We start from the raw sequence: 21898 nt of genomic DNA, 5'->3' as shown, positions 1-21898 counted from the left end.
CGCCGCGCGCTAGGCACTCACCGCCGGCAGGCCGGCGGTGAGCCGCGCCGACTTGATCACCGCAGCATAATCGTCGGCGGCCATGCCCTGCGCCGCCGCGCCCTGCAGCATCTGGCCGAGCAGCGCCGTGAGCGACAACGGCACGCGCAAGCTGGCGCCGGCGTCCAGGATCAGCCCAACGTCCTTGAGCATCTGGTCCACGGTGAACGTCGGTGTGTAGTCGTTCTCCACCAGTTGCGCCGACTTGGCCTTGACGATGGGCGCGGCCACCGCGCTGGCGGTGATCACGGACCACATGTCCTGCCATTTGAGGCCGCCCTTGGCGCCCAGCGCCAGCGCTTCGGCAAGCATGCCGGAGGTCAGGCCGATCATCAGGTTCACCACCAGCTTCATCAGGCGGGCTTCTTCGGCTTCCCCGAGGTAGAACTGCGTCGGCCCCAGGGCCGCCAGCAACGGGCGCGCTATCTCGTACGCTGCCGCCGGACCGGAGACCAGCGCCGTCAGTTGCGCGGCCTCCGCCATCTTGTTGTTGCCCGATACCGTCACGCGCAGGTATTGGATGTTCCGCTGCGCCAGCACGGCGGCGACGCGGGCGGACGCCTGCGGCGACACCGTGCTGGTATCGATATACAGCGTGCCCGGCGCGGCCAGTTCAGCCAGCCGGGCACCGACCGCCTCGAAGGCCGCGTCGTGCGGCAGGGAGCTGAATACGACATCCTTGCCAGCGATTGCCTCCGCCAGCGAGCCTGCCGCCCCGAGCCCTGCCTGACGGGCAGCTTCCAGTACCGCGGGGGACTGGTCGAAGCCTTCGACCGAGTGGCCGGCCGCGGCCAGGTGGCGTCCCATGGGCAAGCCCATCTTGCCGGTTCCGATGAAGCCGATATGCATGGTTTGTCTCCAGTTCGTTGTGTGCTTGGCGTGGTTGCGCGCCGGTTGCGCGCCGGTTGCACCTCAGTCCGGGCGCACGCCTTCAAAGGCAGCCTGCAGCAATTCGCGAATCGGCGCGCTTTCGATGGGGCGCGGATTCCAGTAGGGGTTGGCCAGCGCGATTTCGGCGGCACGGTCCAGGTCCTCGCGCTTCATGCCGATATCGCGCAGCGCGGTGGCCGCGCCGTGGCGGGCAGCCAGGTCATGGAGCCCGCGCGCCGCCGAAATGTGTTCGCTGCCAAGGGCACGACGGATCCTCGCCATCGCTTCCGGCGCGGCACCGGCGTTATAGGCCATGGCGTGCGGCAGCACGACCGTATGGGTTTCGGCATGCGGCAGATTGAAGCTACCGCCCAGCGTATGGCACAGCTTGTGGTGCAGCGCCATGCCGACGCTGCCCAGCACCGAGCCGCAGAGCCACGCGCCGTAGAGGCAATCGGCGCGGGCATCGAGATCGGACGGGACCTCGCAGATACGGGGAATCGCGCTGGCCAGCGCCCGGATTCCCTCCTCGGCCATCAGCGACGTCACCGGGTTGGCATCCTCAGCATACAGGCCTTCCGCCGCATGGGCGATAGCGTTCAGCGCGCTGGTCACGCTCATGGCAACCGGCAGGCCGACGGTAAGCTCGGGGTCGTAGATCACGGTGCGGGGCAGGACGCGCGGGTCGCGGCCGGTCTTCTTCAGGCCGGCATCGGTGATGCCGTAGATCGGTGTCATCTCCGAGCCCGCGTAGGTGGTGGGAATCGCCAGGATGGGCAGGCCGGAGGTCAGCGCGATCGCCTTGCCCAGCCCCGTGGTCGAGCCGCCGCCGATGGCGATCGCGCAATCCGCGCCCAACGCCTGCGCGTGGCTGGCAGCCGCGCGCGCGGTCTCGAGGGGCACGTGCATGATGGCGCCGGCGTAGATGCCCGCCGAGAGCGGCCCCAGCAATTCCGCTACGCGCAGCGCCTCCTCCGTCTGGTTCGGCGTGCACAGCACCAGCGCGCGTTGCGCACCCATGCGCTCCACCTCCTGCGCAACCTGGCTCAAGGTGCCCGCGCCGAACAGGACGCGCATGGGCTGGGCCGTATAGACAAATGACTTTGGCATAAGCGTGGTCTTCCTCCGGATCGATCGGGATCTGCGCCCGCTCTGCGGGTCTTGCCCGCGCCCGGACCTGCAAGCAGGCTGGCGGCACGCGCGGACTCGTTCTGCACGTTAGCCTTCCGCGCCGCGGAAAAAAATGCCGGAAAGGGAAAACAGTCTTAACGGGAAAGGAAGAATCGCGGAGGCGCGGCGCAGTTGGCAGGGATTGCGCGGGGAACGCATGGCCAGCGCGTTCGCCCATGCCGAGCGCACCAGAGCGCACATGACAGCGCGCGCCGCCGCTGCTCCGTGCCAAACGCGCACCAACTGATCCTGTTCGGCCCGCATCAGGGGCGCTAGCCTGATGGCTACCCACAAGCCCCTCGCCGGCGGCGGCAACATTGTCCGTTCCCCGCACGGCACACCTGGAAGTGCCCCATGTATTTATATGATGAGATCGACCAGCAACTGGTCGACCAGCGCGTTACGCAGTTCGCCGGCCAGACCGAACGTTTCCTCAGCGGCCAGCTCACCGAAGACGAGTTCCGCGTGCTGCGCCTGCAGAACGGCCTCTACATCCAGCGGCATGCGCCCATGCTGCGCGTGGCGATTCCCTACGGCATGCTGGTGTCCAGGCAACTGCGCAAGCTGGCCGAGATCTCGCGCCGCTGGGATCGCGGCTACGGGCACTTCAGCACGCGCCAGAACATGCAGTTCAACTGGCCGCGCCTGGAAGACGCGCCCGCCATCCTGGCGGAGCTGGCCACCGTGCAGATGCATGCGATCCAGACCAGCGGCAATTGCATCCGCAACACCACCACCGATCATTTCGCCGGCCTGGCGCCGGACGAGGTCGTGAACCCGCTGGTGTGGTGCGAGATCATCCGCCAGTGGTCCATGCTGCATCCGGAGTTCGCCTTCCTGCCGCGCAAGTTCAAGATCGCCGTGAGCGGTGCCACCACGGACCGGGCCGCGGTTGGCGTGCACGACATTGGCCTGCAGGCAGTGGAGCGCGACGGCGAACTGGGTTTCCGGGTCTGGGTGGGCGGCGGCATGGGCCGCACGCCGATGGTCGGCAAGCTGATCAATACCTTCGTGCACTGGTCCGACCTGCTGACCTACCTGCAGGCCACGCTGCGCGTCTATAACCTGCACGGGCGGCGCGACAACAAATACAAGGCGCGCATCAAGATCCTGGTGAAAGACCTGACGCCGGGCGTGTTCGCGCAGCAGGTTGACGAGCAATGGCAGCGCATCCGCGGCGGCCCGGATACGGTCAGCGCGGACTTCGTGAAAGGCGTGGCCAGCCACTTCACCACGCCGGATTACGACCCCGGCGCGGCGGACGAACCCGGCCCCAGCCCTGCCCTGACGGCGGCCCAGCCCCGCTTCGCCCGCTGGCTGCGCAGCAATGTGCATGCGCACCGCGTGCCCGGCTACGCCGCCGTGACCGTGTCGCTGAAAGCCACCGGCGCGCCGCCGGGAGACATCACCGCGGACCAGATGGATGCGGTGGCGGATATGGCGGACCGCTACGGCTTTGGCGAGCTGCGTGTCTCGCATGAGCAGAACCTGATCCTGGCCGACGTGCGCCGCAGCCAGCTGTACGCGCTATGGCTGGAGCTGGATGCCTTGCACCTGGCCACCGCGAATATCGGCATGCTCACCAATATCATCGCCTGCCCGGGCGGGGATTTCTGCTCGCTGGCGAACGCCGTGTCGATTCCGCTGGCGGAGGCCATCCAGCGCCGCTTCGACGACCTGGACTACCTGTTCGAAATCGGCGAGCTGGACCTGAACATCTCCGGCTGCATCAACTCCTGCGGGCACCATCACGTCGGCCATATCGGCATCCTCGGCGTGGACAAGGCCGGCGAGGAGTGGTACCAGGTCACCGTCGGCGGGCGCCAGAACGGCGCCGCCGGCCATGCCCTGCTCGATCAGCACAAGGGCGGGGGCGCGGCCATTGGCCGCATCATCGGGCCGTCGTTCGCGCGCGATGAAATCCCCGACGTGGTCGCGCTGCTGATCGACACCTACCTGTCCCTGCGCGACAGCGACGCGGAGCGGTTTATCGACGTGGTCGAACGCGTCGGCGTGGATCCCTTCAAGCAGGCGGTCTACCAGGACCCGCGGATCGTCGCGCGGCGTCAGCAGGCGGAGGTGGCCCGTGCCTGATACCCAATTCCTGCCGCAGTCCGACAAATTGAACAACGTGATCCGCAACGGCCGGCTCGAAGCCGACATCTGGCGCGCCTTCGTGGTGGACCAGAGCATGGCCGGCTCGACCACGCCGCCTGATGAAGACGGCTGGCTGGTCACGCTTGACACCTGGCGGGCCGCCCGCGATGCCTTGCGCGTGCGCCGCCATCCGGTGGCCGTGTACCTGGCGCCGGATGCGGAGCCGGAAGACTTGCTGGAAGCGGGCGCCACCGTCATCGATGCGACCGGCATCGCGCACCTGGCGATCGACTTCCCGGTCTATACCGACGGGCGCGGCTATTCGCTGGCGCAGTTGCTGCGCACGCAATATGGCTGGCGTGGCGAGCTGCGCGCGGTGGGCGACGTGATGATCGATACGGTGCACTACATGGCCCGCTGCGGCTTCAATGCGTTCGCCGTCAAGCCGAGCCACGATCCGCAGGCCGCCCTCGCTGCGCTGGGCACGTTCACGGTGCATTACCAGAAGACGTACGCATCCACGTCCACCCTGGCGGCATAGGCGCGGGACGCTATCTTGCCAGCCACCCGCCCAGCAGCGCGTTGACTGGCGCGTGCGCCTCGTACTGGACCCAGTGACCCGCATCCGGGATGATGCGGCCCTGCCGCTGCGCGCTGCCCTGCGTCATGGCTGCCACCGCCGCGGCCGGGTCGGCCGTCACATCGTGCTCGCCCCATGCAAGCAGCACTTCGCCGCCGAAGCGGTCCAGCGCGTCGCGCAGGCCGCCCGCGCGCGAGATGTTCTTGCTGCGAAAGCGTGTGTGCCGGCATGACTCGGTGTGCGCGTACAGGGCCATGGCATCGACCCTGGCCGGGTCCGCGATCATGAAGGCCTCCAGGTTGTAGCGCATCGCCTGCGCCAGCGCCTCGCCGTCCGCCGCCGTGCGCCAGTCCACCAGCGCGCGCTGCTGCCGGCGGATGCCGCCGTGCCCGGCCGAGCCCAGCAGGGCCAGCCGGCGCACCGTGCCAAGCGCGGCGGCCAGGTTCGCGGCGACCAGCCCGCCGAACGAGAAGCCGGCGAGGTCGATCTCGTCCGCGCAGCCGGGCAACTGTCGGATCGCCGCAGCGAGCGTGCCAGCCATGACGGACAGATCGCTGACGATGTCATCCGACTCGCCAAAGCCGGGCATGTCCGGCGCCCAGACCGTGCGTTGCGCAGCCAGCGCTTCGATATTGCGCACCCAATGCAGCCAGCTGCCATGTCCGCCATGCAAGAGGATGACCGGGCGTCCCTCGCCGAAGCGGCGCCAGACCACCCGGCAGCCGCCGGCATCGGTCACGATCCGTTCCGCCCGATGCGCCAGGGCGGCCGCCTCCGCCCGAGGCTGTTCCGGGTTGACAGGGGTCTTGCTGCTTATCTGGGTCATGGGCATGGGCGCGCGCCGCCTTGCCTCCCGGCGCGGCTGTGCCGTGGCGAACGTGAGGAAGCCGGCCGTGCGAGAAATGGTTCCGATCCCGGATCATAGCGAATTCCGGATGTACCGTCCCCGGCCAAGCGAAGCGACATCCGGGCAACCGAGCAAGGCCAGCGTGCGGTCGATATCGGCCCTGAACATGGCCAGCACTTCGTCAACGCCGGTCTCGCCACGCGCCGCCAGGCCGTAGAGCAAGGGCCGGCCGAGCATGACAGCACGCGCCCCGAGCGCCAGCGCCTTGACCACATCCCGGCCGCTGCGAAAGCCGCTGTCCACCATCGTCTCCGCGCCACCGGCGACGGCCACCACCTCGGGCAGCACGGAGACCGGCGCCGCAAAGTCCGCAAGCTGCCGGCCGCCATGATTCGACACGATGACGCCGTCCGCGCCCAGCGCCACGCAGCGCGCGGCGTCGCGGGCGTTCAGGATGCCCTTGACGTACAGCTTGCGCGGCCACATGTCGCGCAGCGCGGCGAGGTCGTCCCAGGAGAAACTGGCGTCCATGCGGCGCTGGAGCAACGCGGCCTGCGCGCCGGCATCGGCACCGTCCATGCCGCCATCCACGTTCGGCAGCGCCGGCAAGCCATGGCGGCATTGCCGGATCGTCCACGCGGGATGCAGCGCCGCATCCGCCACGATGCGCGGCGTGAGCCGGAACGGCACCGCAAAGCCGTTGCGCAGGTCGCGCTCGCGCCGGCCGTTCACGGTCACATCGGTGGTCAGCACCAGCGCCTCGTAGCCGGCGGACAGCGCGCGCCCGACCAGCGCGCGGGCGTGGTCGCGCTGCACCACATAGAGCTGGAACCACAGCCTGCCGCCGGCACGGCGCGCCACTTCCGCCAGCGCCACGTTGGACGCGGTGGACAGCGTGAACGGAATGCCGGCGCGGGCGGCGGCGCGGGCAAGCATCACATCGCCATCGGGCCGGCAGGCGCCGTTCAGTCCCATGGGCGCGACGATCAGCGGCGCCTCGCTGCGCGCGCCTGCCAGGGTGGTCGACAGGTTCCGCGCGTTCACGTCGGTCAGGCGCGCCGGGTCGAGCAACAGGGCGTCGAGCGCAGCGCGGTTGCGCCGGATACCCGATTCGTCGTCCGCCCCGCCCTCGATGTAGTCGAACACGATGCGCGGCAGCCGACGTTGCGCCAGGTGCCGGTAGGCCTCCAGATTGATCAGCGATGTCATGCCGCCTGCCAGGGAGCTTGCATGGGACGCGGGCCTCAGGAACGCGCGAGGGCTGCATCGCCCCGGGCGGCTGGCCGCGCCAGCTTCGGGATATGCCCCTTGACCGCGAGCAGCGCCAACAGCACCGCGGCCATCGCCGCGCCAAGCATGCCGAGATAGGACGACGCGCCACCTGCGGTGATCACCGCCGCGCCCGCGAACGCGCTCAGGATCGCCCCGAGGCGGCCGAAGGCCAGCGCCGATGCGGTGCCCGTGGCGCGCACCGCGGTGGGGTACACGAAGGCGCACAGCGCATACATGGTCGACTGGACCGCATTGACGAACATGCCGTGCACGCCCAGGCCAAAGATCAGCCACCCCGTACTGTGGCGCACGTCCACGCCTTGCAGCAGCAGCGCGCTGGCCGCCCCGCCGGCGCAACAGATCGCCAGCGGCCAGCGCGAGCCGAAGCGGGCGATGGCCACCGCGCCGCACAGCGCGCCAATGACGCCGCCGAGGTTGTAGGCCGTCAGGCCGGAGCCCGCGACCGCCACGTTCAGTCCCTCCCCGGCCAGCATGGTCGGCAGCCAGCTAAAGGCGCTGTAGACCGCCAGCAGGCACATGAAGAAGGCGCACCAGATCGCCAGCGTATCGCGCGCCTGCCCAGGCGCGAACAGCGCGCCGAAGCCCTTGCGGCTTTCCGCGCCGCGCTCGGCCAGGTCGGTGAAGACGGCGTCCGCCGGCAGCGGCCTGGACATGCGGCCGAGCAGCCGGCGCAATTCATCCCAGCGGGCCGGACGGCGCACCAGGAAACGCGGCGACTCGGGCAGCACCAGCATCAGCAGCACGCCCAGGCCCAGCGGCAGGGCGCCGCCGATAAAGAACAAGCCGCGCCAGCCATAGGCCGGCAGGACCACGCTGGCGAACAGGCCGGCCAGCATGCCGCCAAGCGGCACGCAGACAATGGTGGCCGTCACCGCCAGCGTGCGGCTGCGCGCCGGGGTGAACTCGGCCGTCATGGTGGTGGAGCTTGGCAACGCGCCGCCGATGCCCAGCCCGGCGATCAGGCGCAACATGGCAATCGTCGTGGTGTCCGGGGCGAAGCCGATGGCGCAGGTGGCTGTGCCGAACAGGAAGACGCTGCCGATCACGGCCCACCTGCGGCCAAAGCGGTCCGCGAACAGGCCGGCGCATGCGCTGCCGATGCCCATGCCCACCAGCCCCGCGGCCACCGCGGGTGCAAAGGCGCTGCGCGTGATGCCCCAGTCCTTGATCAGCACGGGAATGGCGAAACCGATCAACTGGCCATCGAAGCCATCCATCACGATGGACAGCGCCGCCAGCACCACGACGATCTTCTGCATGGTGGTGTAAGGTCCGTCGTCTAGTACGCGTCCCACATCGATTGACGTGCCGGCTTGGGTATGCATGGGTGTCTCCTGTCGATTGGCGTCCTGGCGGGCGCCAGCGCCTTTTGCTTTTGTATTGGGTTTCGAGAGTGGCGTGCCGCCACTCAGTGCAGGACCGGACTGGCATCCAGCCCGTGGCCGGCCGCCCGGGTCTCGATCAGCCGGACGAGTTGCATCAGGGCTTCGGTGCACGGCACGGGCACCCCGTGCCGCTGCGCCGCGGCCACGACGGCGCCGTTGATCGCATCGATCTCCGTGCGCCGGGCGGCCAGGATGTCCTGCAGCATGGATGGCTTGTGGCCGATGTGGTGCTCGATGGCGTGCAACACGTTGGCGCCGACCTTGGCCACATCGACAGCCACGCCATGGCTCCTGGCCACGGCCAGCACCTCGCCCACCACCGCGAAGGCGAGCGCCGGGCCATCCGGGATGCTGCCCAGCTGGTCCACCGTGCTGCCGGTGACCGCGCATCTGCGACAACTCAAGGCCTTCACCACCATCGTTGCCAGCGGCAGCCTGGGCCGCGCGGCCGAGGCGCTGCATGTCACCCAGCCCGCGCTGAGCCGCGCGATCAAGCGCCTGGAAGACGAACTGGGCGCCCCGCTGTTCGAGCGGCACTCCAAAGGCATGCAGCTCACGGCGGTGGGTAGCGCGCTGCTGCCGCATGCCACCTTGCTGCAGCGCGAGGCCGAGCACGCGCGCGAGGAGATCGATGCCATGCGGGGGCTGTCCAAGGGCACCATCAAGGTGGGCGCGGTGGGCAGCATTGCGAGCCTGGTGCTACCGCTGGCGGTCGGCCGGGTGACCAAGGCGTGGCCAAACCGGCGGGTGGAGATTACGGAAGGCGTATGAACTACTCCAACCAAGTCGCTGCGCGATTGGATGGAGTTTCGCAGAGCAAAACCCTGCCTACGCCAGTTCCTGACGTGATGGGGCTGTCGGCGTACCGTACAGCGCCCAATTCAAAACCACGCGCGCCGATGCCGCGTCTCGCGGCTCCGTATGGCCGCATTCGGTGCATCGGTGCGTTCTCTCCGACAGGCTCTTCTTCCGGACATACCCACACGCGGGGCATGTCTGGCTCGGTTTGAGCGCTCGCGTCGGCGCCTCTGCCCACAATCCACCAGTGTCCGTGACTTTGTAGCGGAGCAGTTGCATCAACAGTGCCGGCGCGGTGTCGAGGATCTCCCGGTTCAGCCCCGCTTTCTGCGAGACATTCTTGCCGGGGACCTCCACCGTACCTTTGGCACTGCGGGTCATGTTCTTGATCTTGAGTTCTTCCATGGCCACCAGCGCGTGTTCGCGCGCCAAATGGCAAGTCTCCTTATGCAGGAAATCCAAGCGCTTGCGGGCTTGACGCGAGCGCGCCTTGGCCAACTGGCGCACCGCTTGCTTGCGCCGCGCGGACCCTCGCTTCTTCCGGCTGACTGCTTGCTGCAAGGCAGTGATCACTGCCTTGCAGGCTCTGTGCCAGCGAGGATTCTCCAGCACGAAGGCCGTCCCGTTCTCCCGAATGCCGGACAGGAGCGTTTCGGTGCCCCAGTCCAGCGCGATCGCGCCGTGCCCGGTGCGTTGCCGCTCGATCAATGCCGGTTGAACGGTCAGAGACAGGAACCACTGACCGTCACGGTGCAATAGATCAGATGCACACACTTCTCCGCCTTGTCGCGCTTGCCCTCGGCACGAGACATGTCCAACGCCCGAGATGCGCAGCGTGCCGTGCTTCCAGTTCGCGCCTGGTGTGAAGCGCCAACCATCGCCGTGAGATTTGAAGGAGAAGCCGGGAAAGCGAGCGAGCGATTTATAACGGGGGAATCCGGGCGTATCGCCGGCCTTGACGCGGCGAAAGAATGCCGCAAAAGCCTTGTCCAGTCGGCGCAATGTCATCTGCTGGCTGGAACAGTTCACCGTCGCCCATTCGGGCAGGTCTCGCCGGATCTCGGTGAGCGATGTGCATTGGTTGGCGTAGCCGATCGACTTGCGGGCCTTCTGCCACGCGCTAATCCGCTCTTCGAGTGCTGCGTTATAGAGTTGCTGATGCGACCGCAGCAATACAGTCAGCGCCAGGGCTTGGCGCGGCGTTGGGTATAGGCGATAGGTCACCTTGCGCTTCCGCGCGGGCGTCTGCATCATCTGATTCCTATGCCGGCGATCGAACTCAAGTCCCTATCCCACTGTGTTTAGGCGTTGCAATACCATCTAGTCATTGTAACGAAGTACCGCAAAAAATGTCTGACGGATGCCATGCTGAGCGCCTTCGCCGCGCAAGCGCGGGAGCGCTGCGTGGCCTGGGAAGGGACGTTGCTGGAAGTGAACGGCGAAGCCGACCACATTCATCTCTTGCTGGAGCTACCGCCTACCGTCGCGACGGCTGACTTCGTGAATGCCCTAAAGACAGGCACCAGCCGCCGGCTGAGAAACCAGTTTAAGGAACACTTGGCGCGCTACTACTACAGCAAGCCAGTGCTCTGTAGCCGAAGCTACGGCATCCTGAGTTGCGGCGGTGCGCCACTGGACATCATCAAGCAATACATCCAGCAGCAAGCTCTCCTAACGACTAACCGGCTCTGCGAGCCGGGCGCTATCCCCCTCCAACCAAATCGGACGGCGCCGCCTATGTGTCGCTACGCGACGGGCCGATTTGGATGGAGCCCCCCGCGCATCGGGTGGGACCGCCTGGCGGAGGGCCTGATCCGGCATGAGATCGATCTCGCGCTGAGCATCCGCGCGCCCGATACTGACGAAATCGAAGCCATCGCCGATTGCCGCTGGGAGGACAGCAGCTACGTGGTGGCGGCGCCGGACCACCCGCTGCGGCGCAAGCCGGGACTATGCCTGGCCGACACGCTCGATCAGCAGTGGGCCATCCCGCCCAGGGGCACCGGGCCGTTCGAGCATATGCGGGACGTGTTTGCAGCCCAGGGGCTGGGCCTGCCGAATATCGTGGTGGAAACGCGCTCCGTTACCGCATTGAAGAGCCTGGTCGCGCGCTCGGGGTTCCTGATCTGGATGGCCGAGCCGATGGTCGACGCCGAGCGCAAGGCCGGCGTGATCGACATCCTGGACATTCCGGGCGGGGTCGGCAAGCGCACGCTGACGGCGTTCCGCCGGCGCCAGGGCATCTTGCCGGGCCCCGCGGTCAAGCTGCTGGAAGCGCTGCGCCAGCTGACCGCGGCCTGACCGGCCTGTGCCTGATTTCTGAAACCGCCGCCAGGCCGGCCTGGACGATGCTGCGGCATCGACCTCAAAATAGCGGCGCAGTGCCGCCCGCGAATCGCTTCGCGCGAAGCCATCGCTGCCCGCCCGGAGCTGCCGCCAAAGCAGAGCGCCACACGGCTCGCTCATCTCACGCCCCTTCAACTCCCGGCCGCGCCGCGCGCCCCAGTCCCTCCATGTGCGGTCGACGAATCTAGAGCGCATGCGCTCGCCTGATTTATCTTAGATCTCGAATAATTCTTGACAAGGCGCAGGCAACCGCTACTATTACGCCATGTACTTCGATCTCTAAGATTGCTGAGGTACAGCAACCACCTTTAGGAGCCCTTACATGTACGACATCTTTGCCACTGACAAGCTGATCGACCTCTGGCTGACCGAAGACATCGGGATCTGCGATCTGACTGTCCAGACCATGATCGAACCGGGAGAGACCGGCACCTTCTGCATGAACGCCCGCGAACCCATGATCATCGCTGGTATCGGCGTGGCAGCACGAATCTTCGCGCGTTACGATCCCACGCTGGCTATCGATGTGCGGGTCGCCGATGGCGACAAGGTTGAGAAAGGCGCGGTGCTCATCAATGTGAGCGGGAATGCGCGAAGCGTCCTGACAGCTGAGCGCACCGCGCTGAACATCATGCAGCGGCTGTGCGGCATCGCCAACCACACGGCAACATATGCCCAAGCCATTGCACATACCAAGGCTCGCCTGATCGACAGCCGCAAGACCACGCCGGGCCTGCGCGCACTGGAAAAGCACGCGGTTACCTGCGGCGGTGGACTGAACCACCGGCTTAGCCTGGACAACGGCGTGATGATCAAGGACAACCACATCGCCGTGTGTGGCAGCATTGCTGCCGCCGTGGCACGCGTGCGCCGGAAGCTGCCGGTGCTGACCAAGCTGGAAGTGGAATGCGATCGGCTGGAACAGGTGCACGAGGCACTGGCAGCCGGCGTCGACGTGATCATGCTGGACAACATGTCGGTGCCCGACATGAAGGAAGCCGTGCAGATTGTCAATGGCCGGACCAAGGTCGAGGCTTCGGGCGGCATCCGCCTGGAAACGATCCGAGCCGTGGCGGAAACAGGCGTGGACTACATTTCCACGAGCAAGATTACCCAGTCTGCCCCTGCCGTTGATATCGGTCTCGACGAAGCCTGACACCTTCGGAGCCTAGCTCCCATACAGCGATTCGCACCTTCTACCGAGTGCTTCACACTCGCCGGTCGTCCCGGCGAGTTTTTTTGCATAAGGGTGTCGTCTACAGATCCGAGAGCAGCCGCCCCACTTCCTGCGTAGATGGAACGCGCCGGCCATGCTCGGCCGAGGCGACTTCGTCAGCCACCAATCGCTCCGCGATCGTAATCAGCACGCGGCGCGTGGTCTGCACGTCTTCTTCACTCACGCCCTCCACGCTAAGTTCATTCACCTCCGTAGCCAGCGGCTCCAGCTTGCGGCGCAGAGCGCTTCCGGTCTTGCTCAGGAACACGTGCACCTTTCTCTTGTTACCAGGAAGATGCGTACGTTCTACGTAGCCCAGCGCCTCCAGCGCCTTAACTGCCGCAAACGTGGTCGGCTCAGTCACACCGGCCCGTTCGCTCAACTCCCGCTGCGACAGACCATCGTGACGCCACAGGATGCGTAGGATGGTCCAGTGGCCGTAGGACACCGAATGTTCCGCCAGGCGCAGTTGTAGCGCCCGGATATAAGCGCGGGCAGCGTCCTTCACCAAGTGGGCAAGCCGTTCTTCATCGGCTTCATCCGAAGGGCTGATTGTGACCGGAGTACCCAGCTTTCTTGTAGCCATAGTCTTGACCAAAAATGAAACGTATACATGCGGCACCGGCGAATCGGTGCGAGCGACAGCGCACATGATAGCGCCTCCGGCGATCGCACGCCCGACACTACGTCCTCAGCTTCCCAGCATATCCATGTAGCGTTCACTACATCAGTGCACGATGCGCTCAATCAATGCATGGGGCACCGTCACCGCACACACCGTTTGTCCGTGTTTTCCCCTACAAGTACACGAATCCCGCGTACACACTGGATTTGCGGGCGTTGGCCCATTGCTTGCATTAGCTTAGACATCGAACATATCTTGACACCCTTATGGCCGGTGCTAGCATAACCGTACAACTTCGACATCTAAGGTAATTATGAAAGCGACCGGCACATTCTTTTTTGTTGTTGGGCCCAGTGGCGCTGGCAAGGACTCCCTGATCGACGGTGCACGTGCAACGCTCGGTGACGACTATGTTTTTGCACGGCGCGTTATCACGCGTCCTGGCGGTTCGGCGGGCGAAGAGCACGAGGGCGTCTCCGATACCGAGTTCACACGACGTCAGCGAAGCGGCGAGTTTTTGGTAACTTGGGATGCACACGGTCTCCGCTATGGATTGCCCATATCGCTGATGCTCGAGCTCGACCGCGGGCGGAATGTCGTGGCCAATGGCTCGCGCGGCGTCATCGCGGAACTTGCCGCCCGATTGCCCCGTTTCGAGGTCGTCCTTGTAACGGCACCGCATGATGTGCTTGCACAGCGCATTGCCGCGCGCGGGCGTGAGTCGGGCGACCAGGTTGCCAAACGCGTTGCACGAACGGGAGCACCGATGCCACCAGACGTTTCGTGTATCACGGTGTCAAATGACAGCACGCTGGAAGTGGGAATGGCACGCTTTGTCGGAGCTCTGCGAAATCGCACCGAAGCATCCTCCGCCGAACAGCCGGCCAGCCGCGCCAACCTGATGGCCAAGCTGCGCGGTCAGCCGCTCGACGAAGCTGCCTACGCTGCTGTGCTGCAAGATGCAATTGCCGGACGGTACACCGAGGCAGAGTTGACCGAGTTCCTCATTGCCGCAACCCGCACGCTGACGGACGACGAAGTGGTGGCACTGGCACGCGCACGTACGGCCTTCACACCCCGTATCGACTGGGACGAGCCGCTTGTCGTCGATAAGCATTCGATGGGTGGCGTTCCCGGCAGTCGCATCACGCTGATTGTGGTGCCGATAGTCGCGGCCTACGGTCTGGCGATGCCCAAGACATCGTCGCGCGCAATCACATCTGCCGCCGGCACTGCCGATGCAATGGAAACAGTCGCACGTGTAGACCTGACGCAGGAGGATGTGCGCCGGTGCGTAGCTCAGGCACGCGCATGCATTGCGTGGAACGGACATCTGAACCATTCCGTGATCGACGATGTCATGAACGCAATCACCCGGCCACTTCGCCTTGATTCGCGCCGATGGTCCGTAGCGTCGATCCTGTCGAAGAAATACACTGCCGGCGCTACCCACGTCATCGTCGACCTGCCCTACGGGCCGGAGACCAAGCTGGCAACGCGCGCCGACGCCGAGGCGCTTGGCGCACTGTTCGAACACGTCGGCAAGGGACTGGGCCTGCACGTACGCGCGCTGGTCACGGACGGCAGCCGCCCGATCGGCCGTGGCATTGGCCCCGCACTGGAAGTGCGCGACGTCCGCCTGGTGCTCGACAACGATCCCGATGCGCCCGCAGACTTGCGCGAGAAGGCCCTGCGCTTTGCCGGCGAAATCATCGCATTCGATCCCCGCGTGGGCTCGCCCGAACAAGGCATGCGAATTGCAACAGCGCTTCTGAACGAAGGCAAGGCGAAGGCCGCATTCGATCGCATCGCCGCCGCGCAGGGCGTTCGCCCCGATCCAGTGGTGCCGGGTGCGCATACGCAGGTAGTGGCTGCCACGACGCAGGGACAGGTGACGGCCATAGAAGGCTTGCAAATTTCCGGTGTGGCGCGTGCTGCCGGGGCACCGCGCGATGCTGGTGCAGGCATCGACCTGCTGTGCACGATCAGCGCACAGGTGGCGCCGGGGCAACCCCTCTACCGCATTCACGCCGACTCAGCTGAAGCACTTACGGCGGCCGCGGCACTAGTCCGCGTCGGTGGCGAGTGTCACCAGGCAGTGCGTATAGATCCCGATTGACCAGCCCTTCCCTTTCCCTCAACCTAACCGACAAGGCATATCCATGAGACCCCTATCCGTCGTCAGCAGTCTGGCATCGCTTCTGTTTGTCGCAGGCAGCCTGAGCACTCTGCCCGGGCGCGCCGAGGCCAATATCGCGAGTACCTTCCCGCAAAAGCCCATCCGTATGGTGGTGACGTTTCCGGCCGGAGGCGGGACCGATACGCTCGCGCGCCTGATCGGCACCGACATGAGCAAGTCGCTGGGCCAACCGGTGGTTGTCGACAACCGGCCCGGCGCCAGCGGCAATATTGGCGCCGAGTTCGTGGCCAAGAGCCCTGCCGATGGCTACACGCTGCTAATCGTCAATAGCAGCTTCGCCATCAACCCGAGCATCTTCAAGAAGCTGCAGTTCAACCCGAAGTCCGATTTCAGCGCGGTCATCACATTCGCTTCGGTGCCTTCGGTGATCGCCGTGCCATCGCACTCGAATATCCGCACGTTTAACGACTTGCTGGCGGCGGGCAAGAGCGCCTCGCCGCCAAGCTATGCGTCGTGCGGTAACGGCACGCCGCAGCATCTGGCCGGCGAATTGCTGAAGGTCTCCGCAAAAATCGAGATGCTCCATGTGCCGTATAAAGGTTGCGCGCCCGCCATCGCCGACGTGCTTGGCAACCAGGCCGACGTCAGCGTCAACACGCTGACCAACACGATGCCTTACCTGAAGAGCAACAAGCTACGTGCGCTGGCCGTCACGTCGAAGGCGCGCTCACCGTTCCTGCCCGACGTGCCGAGTGTGAGCGAGCTTGGCGTCCCCGGCTATGACGTGGAACAGTGGTTCGGCATCCTCGCCCCGGCGCATACGCCGCCCGAGATCGTGCAAAAGCTGAACACGGAAATCGCCAAGGCCATCGCCAAGCCCGAGATCAAGGCTTCCCTGACACAACTCGGCTTCGCCTCGACCACGAGTACCCCTGCCGAATTCCAGAAGCTGGTCACCACCGACATCGATCGCTGGCAGAAATTCGCGACAAAGATCAATCTGCTCGTCGACTGACCATCCGGGGAACCGGCCAAAGCAGGCAGATCCCCAATTTCCCGCTTTACATCGTTGCCACACGGGCGCAAGCCAGCCCTCGTGAGAGCGCGTTCGTCCCTGCGTCCTGAAGCCACCCGTGATGGCGTTGGCCGCCCGCGCTGATCGAAACGCTTCGTAGAACCACGTTCATTCGCTACGCCTGTGATTGCGCGACGGGGGCAGACGGGGACAAAGCGAGACCAGGCGTGCTGCCGATCAGGCGCCCCTTGATACCGGCGTTGAACGACCGGCATCAAGGGAATACATCGAGGAGATAGTCACGTGCGCAGGCAAGCACGCAGGCAGGTTCAGCCGTTCCTGAACGGGAAGCTATAAGCGCTCAGCGCGGGGGCCCCGCCCAGATGGGCGTAGAGCACCTTGGAGCCTTCCGGGAATTCGCCGCGGCGGACCATGTCGATCATGCCCTGCATCGATTTCCCTTCATAGACCGGGTCGGTCATCATGCCCTCGAACCTGGCGCTCAGCCGGATGGCTTCGAGCGTATCCTCGGACGGCAAGCCATACTCCGGCCCGCCGTAGCGCGTGTCGAGCACCACGTCTTCGCCGGTGATATCGCGGCCGAGGTCGACCAGATGCGCCGTGTTTTTCGCAATGCGCAGGATCTGCGCACGGGTCTGCTCCGGCTTGGCCGATGCGTCGATACCGATCACGCGGTTGGCCCGGCCATCGGCCGCGAAGCCGACCACCATGCCAGCCTGCGTGCTGCCGGTGACCGAGCAGACCACGATGTAGTCGAACTTGAAGCCGAGTTCGGCCTCCTGTGCGCGCACTTCTTCGGCGAAGCCGACAAAACCCAGGCCGCCCAGCGGATGTTCGGAACACCCCGCCGGAATCGGGTAGGGCTTGCCGCCGGCCTGGCGCACGCTTTCCATGGCATCTTCCCAGCTCTTGCGGATCCCGATATCAAAACCATCGCTGACCAGGCGCACGTCGGCACCCATGATCCGCGACATCTGGATATTGCCAACGCGGTCATAGACGGCGTCCGAGTAGTTCACCCAGTTCTCCTGCACGAGCACGCACTTCAGGCCGAGATGCGCCGCCACGGCGGCAACCTGGCGAGTCTGGTTCGACTGGATGCCACCGATGGAGACGAGCGTGTCGCAACCCTGGGCGAGCGCGTCCGGAATGATGTACTCGAGCTTGCGCGTCTTGTTGCCGCCGAACGCCAGGCCGCTGTTGCAGTCCTCGCGTTTGGCATAGAGGTCGACCTTGCCGCCGAGATGCGCGCTGAGTCGTTTCAGCGGCTGGATGGGCGTGGGTCCGAACGTCAGTTGGTGGCGGGGAAAGCGTTTGAGATTCATGGCGGCAACTCCTGGGTTGAGGGCGGGGATCCAGGCATCAAGACTGGCGAAGAACACTGGCATGTGGAACCACCTTTCGTTGATGCTGCATGGACTCAATCCTAGAAAAAAACGCACGAAACGTGGTTGCAAATATCCGTCTATTTATGCACTATAAAAAACAACAAATAGAATTCTTGACCTGTTTATTTTTTTCGAATGCCAATGGACGAAACAAAATTGCGCACCAAATCAGAGCATTCCGTGCCACTTTCCGAGGCATTGGACCGCACCGATAAAGCCATCCTGCGCGCACTTCAGCGCGACGCGTCCGTCTCCAATGTGGCGCTGGCAGCCAAGGTCAGCCTGAGCCCGCCGGCCTGCCTGCGGCGCGTGGAGCGGCTGAAGGAACTCGGGCTGATTCGCGGGATCGTGGCGCTGCTGAACCCGGCCGCGCTCGACGCGGGGATGCTGGTGATGATCGGCGTGGTGCTGGACAGGTCTACGCCGGAATCCTTCTCGGAGTTCGAGAAGGCCGCCCAGAAGGTCTCCGGATGCATGGAGTGCCACGTGGTGACGGGCGAATTCGACTACTTCATGATGCTGCGGACCAAGGACAGCGAGAGCTTCAATCGCCTCCATGCGGAGCAGCTGCTGTATCTGCCGGGGGTCCGGCAGATACGCTCATTCATGGTGCTCAAGCAGGTGCTGTCGACGACGCAGTTTCCGATCTGAAGCGCTGCGGGCGCAGCGCGGTGCGGCGAGTTGCGCACCGGCGCCGTGGCGCCGCTCCTTCACACGCCCCGAGACCGGCTGCCGGCAATGGCCGCGCCACCTTCGGTGAGGTCCCAGAACACGCCGGCCATGATCTGCAGCGCCTGCCTGGCCACGCTGCCCAGCAGGTGCTCGTCGGGGGCATGCTGGCTGCAGGCCGGATACGAATGCGGAAACCAGAGCGTCGGCAAGGCCAGCACGTCCGCAAACACGTCGTTGGGCAGGGACCCGCCGAAATTCGGCAGCAGCGCGGGCGGCTCGCCCGTGGTGCGCTGTACGGATGCCAGGGCCCACTGCACCCAGGCATCGTCCGGATCCAGTCGGGTTGCCTGCATCGGTTCGCCATCCGGCTGGACCTCCACATCCTGGAAGCCACGGGCGTCCAGGTGCTCGCGCAGGTGGCGCATGAAGTTGGCGCTGTCGCTGCCCACCACAAAACGGATCTGGCACAGCGCGAACGCGTGGCCGGGGATCGCGCCCACCGGCGCGTCGGGATTCCCGGTCTTGAAGGCGAGTACCTCGAACGTGTTCCAGCCGTAGACGCGCTCGGTGGGAGACAAGCCAGGTTCGCCCCAGCCGGGGTCGATCCCGGGATCGGCCGGGCCGCCGCCGACCTCGATGGTGCTGAGTGCCGCACGGACGTTTGCCGGCAGCCCGTCGGGCAAGAGTCCGCTGACCAGGATCCTGCCCCTGGCATCCACCACGCTGGCGATCGCATGCGCCAGCCGCGTGCCAGCGTTGCTCAGCAGCCCGCCCCAGTTGCCGGAGTGATGCGCGCCTTCGCGCAGGTTGACGCCAAGCCTGAAATTGCAGAACCCGCGCGACCCCAGGAAGAGGGTCGGCCGCGCGGCGGCCACGCGCGGCCCGTCAGATGCGATGAACACATCCGCGGCGAGTTCGTCCGCGTACTTCGCGCACACCTCCCGCAAACCCGGGGAACCGGTTTCCTCCCCCATCTCGAGGATCATCTTGACGTTGTAGCCCAGCTTGCCCTCGCGCAGCGCCAGTACCTGCGTCAGCGCGGCCAGGTTGATGGTGTGCTGGCCCTTGTTGTCGGCCGTGCCGCGGCCATACCAGCGGTCGCCGTCACGCGACACCTCCCAGGGCCCAGGGCCCGGCCGCCATTGCGCATCCTGCCCGCGCACCACATCGCCGTGCCCGTAGGTCAGCACGGTGAATGCGGCCCCAGGCTCCAGCCGTTGCGCCAGCATGAACGGCCCGCCGCCGGCGGCCGGATTGTCGACGCGCTTCCAAGTAAATCCCAGGGCTTCGAGCTGTGGCCCGATGGCATCGGTCAGGTAGGCCGTGAGGATCGCGGCGCTGGTGGGATTCTGGCTTTCCGTGCGCATCGCCACGCGTTGCCGGAGCACCTGCTCGAAGCTGCCGTCGTCAAAATAGCGGGCCGCAAGTTCGATGGCTTGTGAGCGACTCATGTCTCTGCTTCCTTTTTTGTGTTGCGTGTATTCTCCGGCACGGTGCATCCTGTGCGTCCAGGGCGTCCGCACCGCGCCGGGGTGCCTTCTCAGGCGGCGAGTGTTTCGAAGTCCCGCTTGATATCCGGAATGCCGAGCCCGGGCTCCGGCGTGAGCGCGCACGACAGCAGCATGCGCGTATAGGGATGGGAAGGCGTCGAGAAAATCGCCTCGCGAGATGCCTGCTCCACGATGCTGCCGCGATACATCACTGCAACGCGATCCGCCAGATGCTCCACCACCCCGAGGTTGTGGCTGATGAAGAGATAGGACAGCCCGAACGCCTTCTTCAGGTCCAGCAGCAGATTGAGAATCTGCGCCTGTACCGAGACGTCCAGCGCCGAGGTCGGCTCGTCGCAGATGAGAATCTGCGGGCGCAGTATCAGGGCGCGCGCGATGGCGACACGCTGGCGCTGGCCTCCGGACAACTGCCCAGGATATTGCCCGTGGGTTCGCTTGGGCATGCCCACCAGGTCCAGCGTCTGCACGACTTTGGCGGCCTGCTCGGCAGCGTTGCCCAGGCCGTGCAGCCGTAGCGGCAGGCCGACAATCTGCGCAACGGTCTTGCGCGGGTTCAGGGAGGAGTAAGGATCCTGGAAGATCGGCTGGATATGGCGCGACATCGCCCTGCGTTCGGCAGGCAGCACCTCGCGTCCGTTGATGAGCACGCTGCCCTCGCTGGGTTCGAGCAGGCCGAGCAGCATCTTGGCCAGGGTGCTCTTGCCGCAGCCAGACTCCCCGACCAGGCCGAGGGTTTCACCGCGAGCCAGCCGCAGGGAAACCTCGCTGACCGCCTTGAATTCCTCCGGCTTGCCAAACAGGCTCCGTCTTGTCACGAAGCGCCGGCTGAGCGCGCAAAGCTCAAGCGCGTATTCGGCTCTCGGTTCGGTCGTCGTGTTCATGCAGCCTCCCGCGCTTGCGCCGTCATGGGTTCGAGCAGATTGCAGCGCGCGCTATGTCCATCGCGTAGGGTCACCTCCGTATGCGTGCGCGCGCAGCGTTCCACAGCTTGCGTGCAGCGATTGCGGAACGCGCATCCGGCAACGTCACCGATCAACCCTGGCACCACGCCGGGGATAGCGGCGAGATGGCTGCCGGGCGGTGTCTTGCCCGGCACCGGGATGCAATTGAGCAGCCCACGCGTGTAGGGATGCGACGGATGCGCAAACAGCTCCGCCACCGGCGCGGTCTCGATGATCTCGCCGGCATACATGACCGCGACGCGGTCCGCGATTCGCGCCACCACGCCAAGGTCATGCGTGACGAATACGACAGCGGTGCCGAACTCCTGCTGGAGTTCGCGGATCAGCCGCAGGATCTGCGCCTGGATGCTGACATCCAGTGCCGTGGTGGGTTCATCGGCAATGATCAGGTCCGGCTCGCACATCAAGGCCATGGCAATCATCACGCGCTGGCGCAAGCCACCGGAGAGCTGGTGCGGATATTGCCTGAGCCGCTGCCCCGCGTTGGCAATGCCAGCGCGCTCCAGCAGGTACACGGCCCGGTCGCGCGCCTGTGCGCGTGTCCCCTTGCCGTGATGCAGCATCGCCTCGCAAAGCTGATTGCCCAGCGTGTAGGCGGGGTTCAGCGACGTCATCGGCTCCTGGAAGATCATCGAGATCTTCTGTCCGCGCAGCCCGGCCATGCGGCGCTCGGAAAACGCCTGCAGATCCTCGCCGTCGAACCGGATATGGTCCGCACTGCGCTTCGCCCTGCCCGGCAGCAGCCCCATGATGGCCAGCGAAGTCATCGACTTCCCGCATCCGGACTCGCCGACCAGGCACAGCATCTCGCCGCGATTGACGTGAAAATCGATGCCGCGTACCGCATGGAGCATGCCGTTTTCGCTCGGCAGGTCCACCCGCAGGTTCTTTACATCCAGCAAGCTTGTCATGCGCGACTCCCG

The 21898-nt window shown here is 65.6% G+C and carries 20 protein-coding genes and 2 pseudogenes; 8 read left to right on the top strand and 14 right to left on the bottom strand.

Annotated features, from left to right (window positions below):
• Nucleotides 1–9: 9 nt before the first annotated feature.
• The 4 genes and pseudogenes from ACZY0R_RS13660 to ACZY0R_RS13645 form a co-directional block, all read right to left on the bottom strand.
• Nucleotides 10–393, bottom strand: coding sequence for an NAD-binding protein (locus ACZY0R_RS13660; RefSeq protein WP_441633177.1), 384 nt, complete (start codon nt 391–393; stop codon nt 10–12).
• Between the two features lie 33 nt (nt 394–426).
• Nucleotides 427–903: pseudogene (locus tag ACZY0R_RS13655) on the bottom strand (NAD(P)-binding domain-containing protein); the annotation flags it as partial.
• A gap of 48 nt (nt 904–951) precedes the next feature.
• Nucleotides 952–2019 (bottom strand): maleylacetate reductase, encoded by a 1068-nt coding sequence (locus ACZY0R_RS13650; RefSeq protein WP_488858900.1) that lies wholly within the window; start codon nt 2017–2019, stop codon nt 952–954.
• 108 nt (nt 2020–2127) lie between these two features.
• On the bottom strand, nt 2128–2343 hold the full coding sequence (locus tag ACZY0R_RS13645; protein ID WP_488858899.1) for a hypothetical protein: 216 nt from the start codon (nt 2341–2343) through the stop codon (nt 2128–2130).
• A 90-nt stretch (nt 2344–2433) separates the two neighbouring features.
• On the opposite strand from ACZY0R_RS13645, the gene ACZY0R_RS13640 reads away from it, so the two are divergent.
• Together ACZY0R_RS13640 and ACZY0R_RS13635 are read left to right on the top strand one after the other, a co-directional pair.
• The gene (locus ACZY0R_RS13640; RefSeq protein ID WP_488858897.1) at nt 2434–4173 is read left to right on the top strand and encodes a nitrite/sulfite reductase; all 1740 of its coding nucleotides are present in this window, start codon (nt 2434–2436) and stop codon (nt 4171–4173) included.
• Nucleotides 4166–4717, top strand: coding sequence for a DUF934 domain-containing protein (locus ACZY0R_RS13635; RefSeq protein ID WP_488858896.1), 552 nt, complete (start codon nt 4166–4168; stop codon nt 4715–4717). Before ACZY0R_RS13640 ends, ACZY0R_RS13635 begins: the two co-directional genes overlap by 8 nt.
• Nucleotides 4718–4727: 10 nt before the next feature.
• Here ACZY0R_RS13635 and ACZY0R_RS13630 read toward each other — a convergent pair whose 3' ends face one another.
• The 4 genes from ACZY0R_RS13630 to ACZY0R_RS13615 all read right to left on the bottom strand — a co-directional run bounded on the left by ACZY0R_RS13630 (nt 4728) and on the right by ACZY0R_RS13615 (nt 8649).
• Nucleotides 4728–5582 (bottom strand): alpha/beta fold hydrolase, encoded by an 855-nt coding sequence (locus tag ACZY0R_RS13630; RefSeq protein ID WP_488858895.1) that lies wholly within the window; start codon nt 5580–5582, stop codon nt 4728–4730.
• A 93-nt stretch (nt 5583–5675) separates the two neighbouring features.
• Nucleotides 5676–6812, bottom strand: coding sequence for an alpha-hydroxy-acid oxidizing protein (locus ACZY0R_RS13625; RefSeq protein ID WP_488858894.1), 1137 nt, complete (start codon nt 6810–6812; stop codon nt 5676–5678).
• 35 nt (nt 6813–6847) lie between these two features.
• Entirely contained in the window at nt 6848–8221 is a 1374-nt protein-coding gene (locus ACZY0R_RS13620) for an MFS transporter (RefSeq protein WP_488858893.1), read from the bottom strand.
• 83 nt (nt 8222–8304) lie between these two features.
• Complete coding sequence (locus tag ACZY0R_RS13615; protein WP_488858891.1) at nt 8305–8649, bottom strand: ketopantoate reductase family protein; 345 nt, start codon at nt 8647–8649, stop codon at nt 8305–8307.
• Nucleotides 8650–8659: 10 nt separating this feature from the next.
• Between ACZY0R_RS13615 and ACZY0R_RS13610 the strand changes: the two are divergent.
• Nucleotides 8660–9049, top strand: a pseudogene (locus tag ACZY0R_RS13610) (LysR family transcriptional regulator); the annotation flags it as partial.
• A gap of 60 nt (nt 9050–9109) precedes the next feature.
• Here the strand turns inward: ACZY0R_RS13610 and ACZY0R_RS13605 are convergent.
• The gene (locus ACZY0R_RS13605; protein ID WP_488858890.1) at nt 9110–10333 is read right to left on the bottom strand and encodes an RNA-guided endonuclease InsQ/TnpB family protein; all 1224 of its coding nucleotides are present in this window, start codon (nt 10331–10333) and stop codon (nt 9110–9112) included.
• Between the two features lie 54 nt (nt 10334–10387).
• Between ACZY0R_RS13605 and tnpA the strand changes: the two genes are divergently transcribed.
• The gene (gene tnpA / locus ACZY0R_RS13600; protein WP_488858888.1) at nt 10388–11380 is read left to right on the top strand and encodes an IS200/IS605 family transposase; all 993 of its coding nucleotides are present in this window, start codon (nt 10388–10390) and stop codon (nt 11378–11380) included.
• Between the two features lie 367 nt (nt 11381–11747).
• Nucleotides 11748–12581 carry a carboxylating nicotinate-nucleotide diphosphorylase gene (gene nadC / locus ACZY0R_RS13595; RefSeq protein WP_441633157.1) on the top strand — a complete coding sequence of 278 codons (834 nt, stop codon included), beginning with the start codon at nt 11748–11750 and terminating at the stop codon, nt 12579–12581.
• Nucleotides 12582–12681: 100 nt separating this feature from the next.
• On the opposite strand, the gene ACZY0R_RS13590 is transcribed toward nadC, so the two are convergent.
• Nucleotides 12682–13227: a MarR family winged helix-turn-helix transcriptional regulator gene (locus ACZY0R_RS13590; protein WP_045236619.1), complete on the bottom strand. Its 546-nt coding sequence runs from the start codon at nt 13225–13227 to the stop codon at nt 12682–12684.
• Nucleotides 13228–13579: 352 nt separating this feature from the next.
• On the opposite strand from ACZY0R_RS13590, the gene phnN reads away from it, so the two are divergent.
• Both phnN and ACZY0R_RS13580 read left to right on the top strand, forming a co-directional pair.
• Nucleotides 13580–15385 carry a phosphonate metabolism protein/1,5-bisphosphokinase (PRPP-forming) PhnN gene (gene phnN, locus ACZY0R_RS13585; protein WP_488858887.1) on the top strand — a complete coding sequence of 602 codons (1806 nt, stop codon included), beginning with the start codon at nt 13580–13582 and terminating at the stop codon, nt 15383–15385.
• Between the two features lie 43 nt (nt 15386–15428).
• The gene (locus ACZY0R_RS13580) at nt 15429–16421 is read left to right on the top strand and encodes a tripartite tricarboxylate transporter substrate binding protein (RefSeq protein WP_488858886.1); all 993 of its coding nucleotides are present in this window, start codon (nt 15429–15431) and stop codon (nt 16419–16421) included.
• A gap of 329 nt (nt 16422–16750) precedes the next feature.
• Here ACZY0R_RS13580 and ACZY0R_RS13575 read toward each other — a convergent pair whose 3' ends face one another.
• Nucleotides 16751–17767 (bottom strand): 1-aminocyclopropane-1-carboxylate deaminase, encoded by a 1017-nt coding sequence (locus tag ACZY0R_RS13575; protein WP_488858885.1) that lies wholly within the window; start codon nt 17765–17767, stop codon nt 16751–16753.
• 204 nt (nt 17768–17971) lie between these two features.
• Here ACZY0R_RS13575 and ACZY0R_RS13570 point away from each other — a divergent pair, with 204 nt between their 5' ends.
• Nucleotides 17972–18481, top strand: a complete 510-nt coding sequence (locus tag ACZY0R_RS13570; RefSeq protein WP_488858884.1) for an Lrp/AsnC family transcriptional regulator — start codon at nt 17972–17974, stop codon at nt 18479–18481.
• Between the two features lie 59 nt (nt 18482–18540).
• Here the strand turns inward: ACZY0R_RS13570 and ACZY0R_RS13565 are convergent, their stop codons facing one another.
• From ACZY0R_RS13565 to ACZY0R_RS13555, 3 genes are all read right to left on the bottom strand, one after another.
• Entirely contained in the window at nt 18541–19953 is a 1413-nt protein-coding gene (locus ACZY0R_RS13565) for a M20 family metallopeptidase (protein WP_488858883.1), read from the bottom strand.
• Between the two features lie 89 nt (nt 19954–20042).
• Entirely contained in the window at nt 20043–20894 is an 852-nt protein-coding gene (locus tag ACZY0R_RS13560; RefSeq protein ID WP_488858882.1) for an ATP-binding cassette domain-containing protein, read from the bottom strand.
• Nucleotides 20891–21886, bottom strand: coding sequence for an ABC transporter ATP-binding protein (locus ACZY0R_RS13555; RefSeq protein WP_488858881.1), 996 nt, complete (start codon nt 21884–21886; stop codon nt 20891–20893). Before ACZY0R_RS13555 ends, ACZY0R_RS13560 begins: the two co-directional genes overlap by 4 nt.
• Nucleotides 21887–21898 lie beyond the last annotated feature (12 nt).

The sequence above is a fragment of the Cupriavidus sp. F041 genome (genome assembly GCF_057814235.1).
Note: the sequence above shows the minus strand (reverse complement) of the source record. Positions and strands in the feature narration are given on the sequence as shown.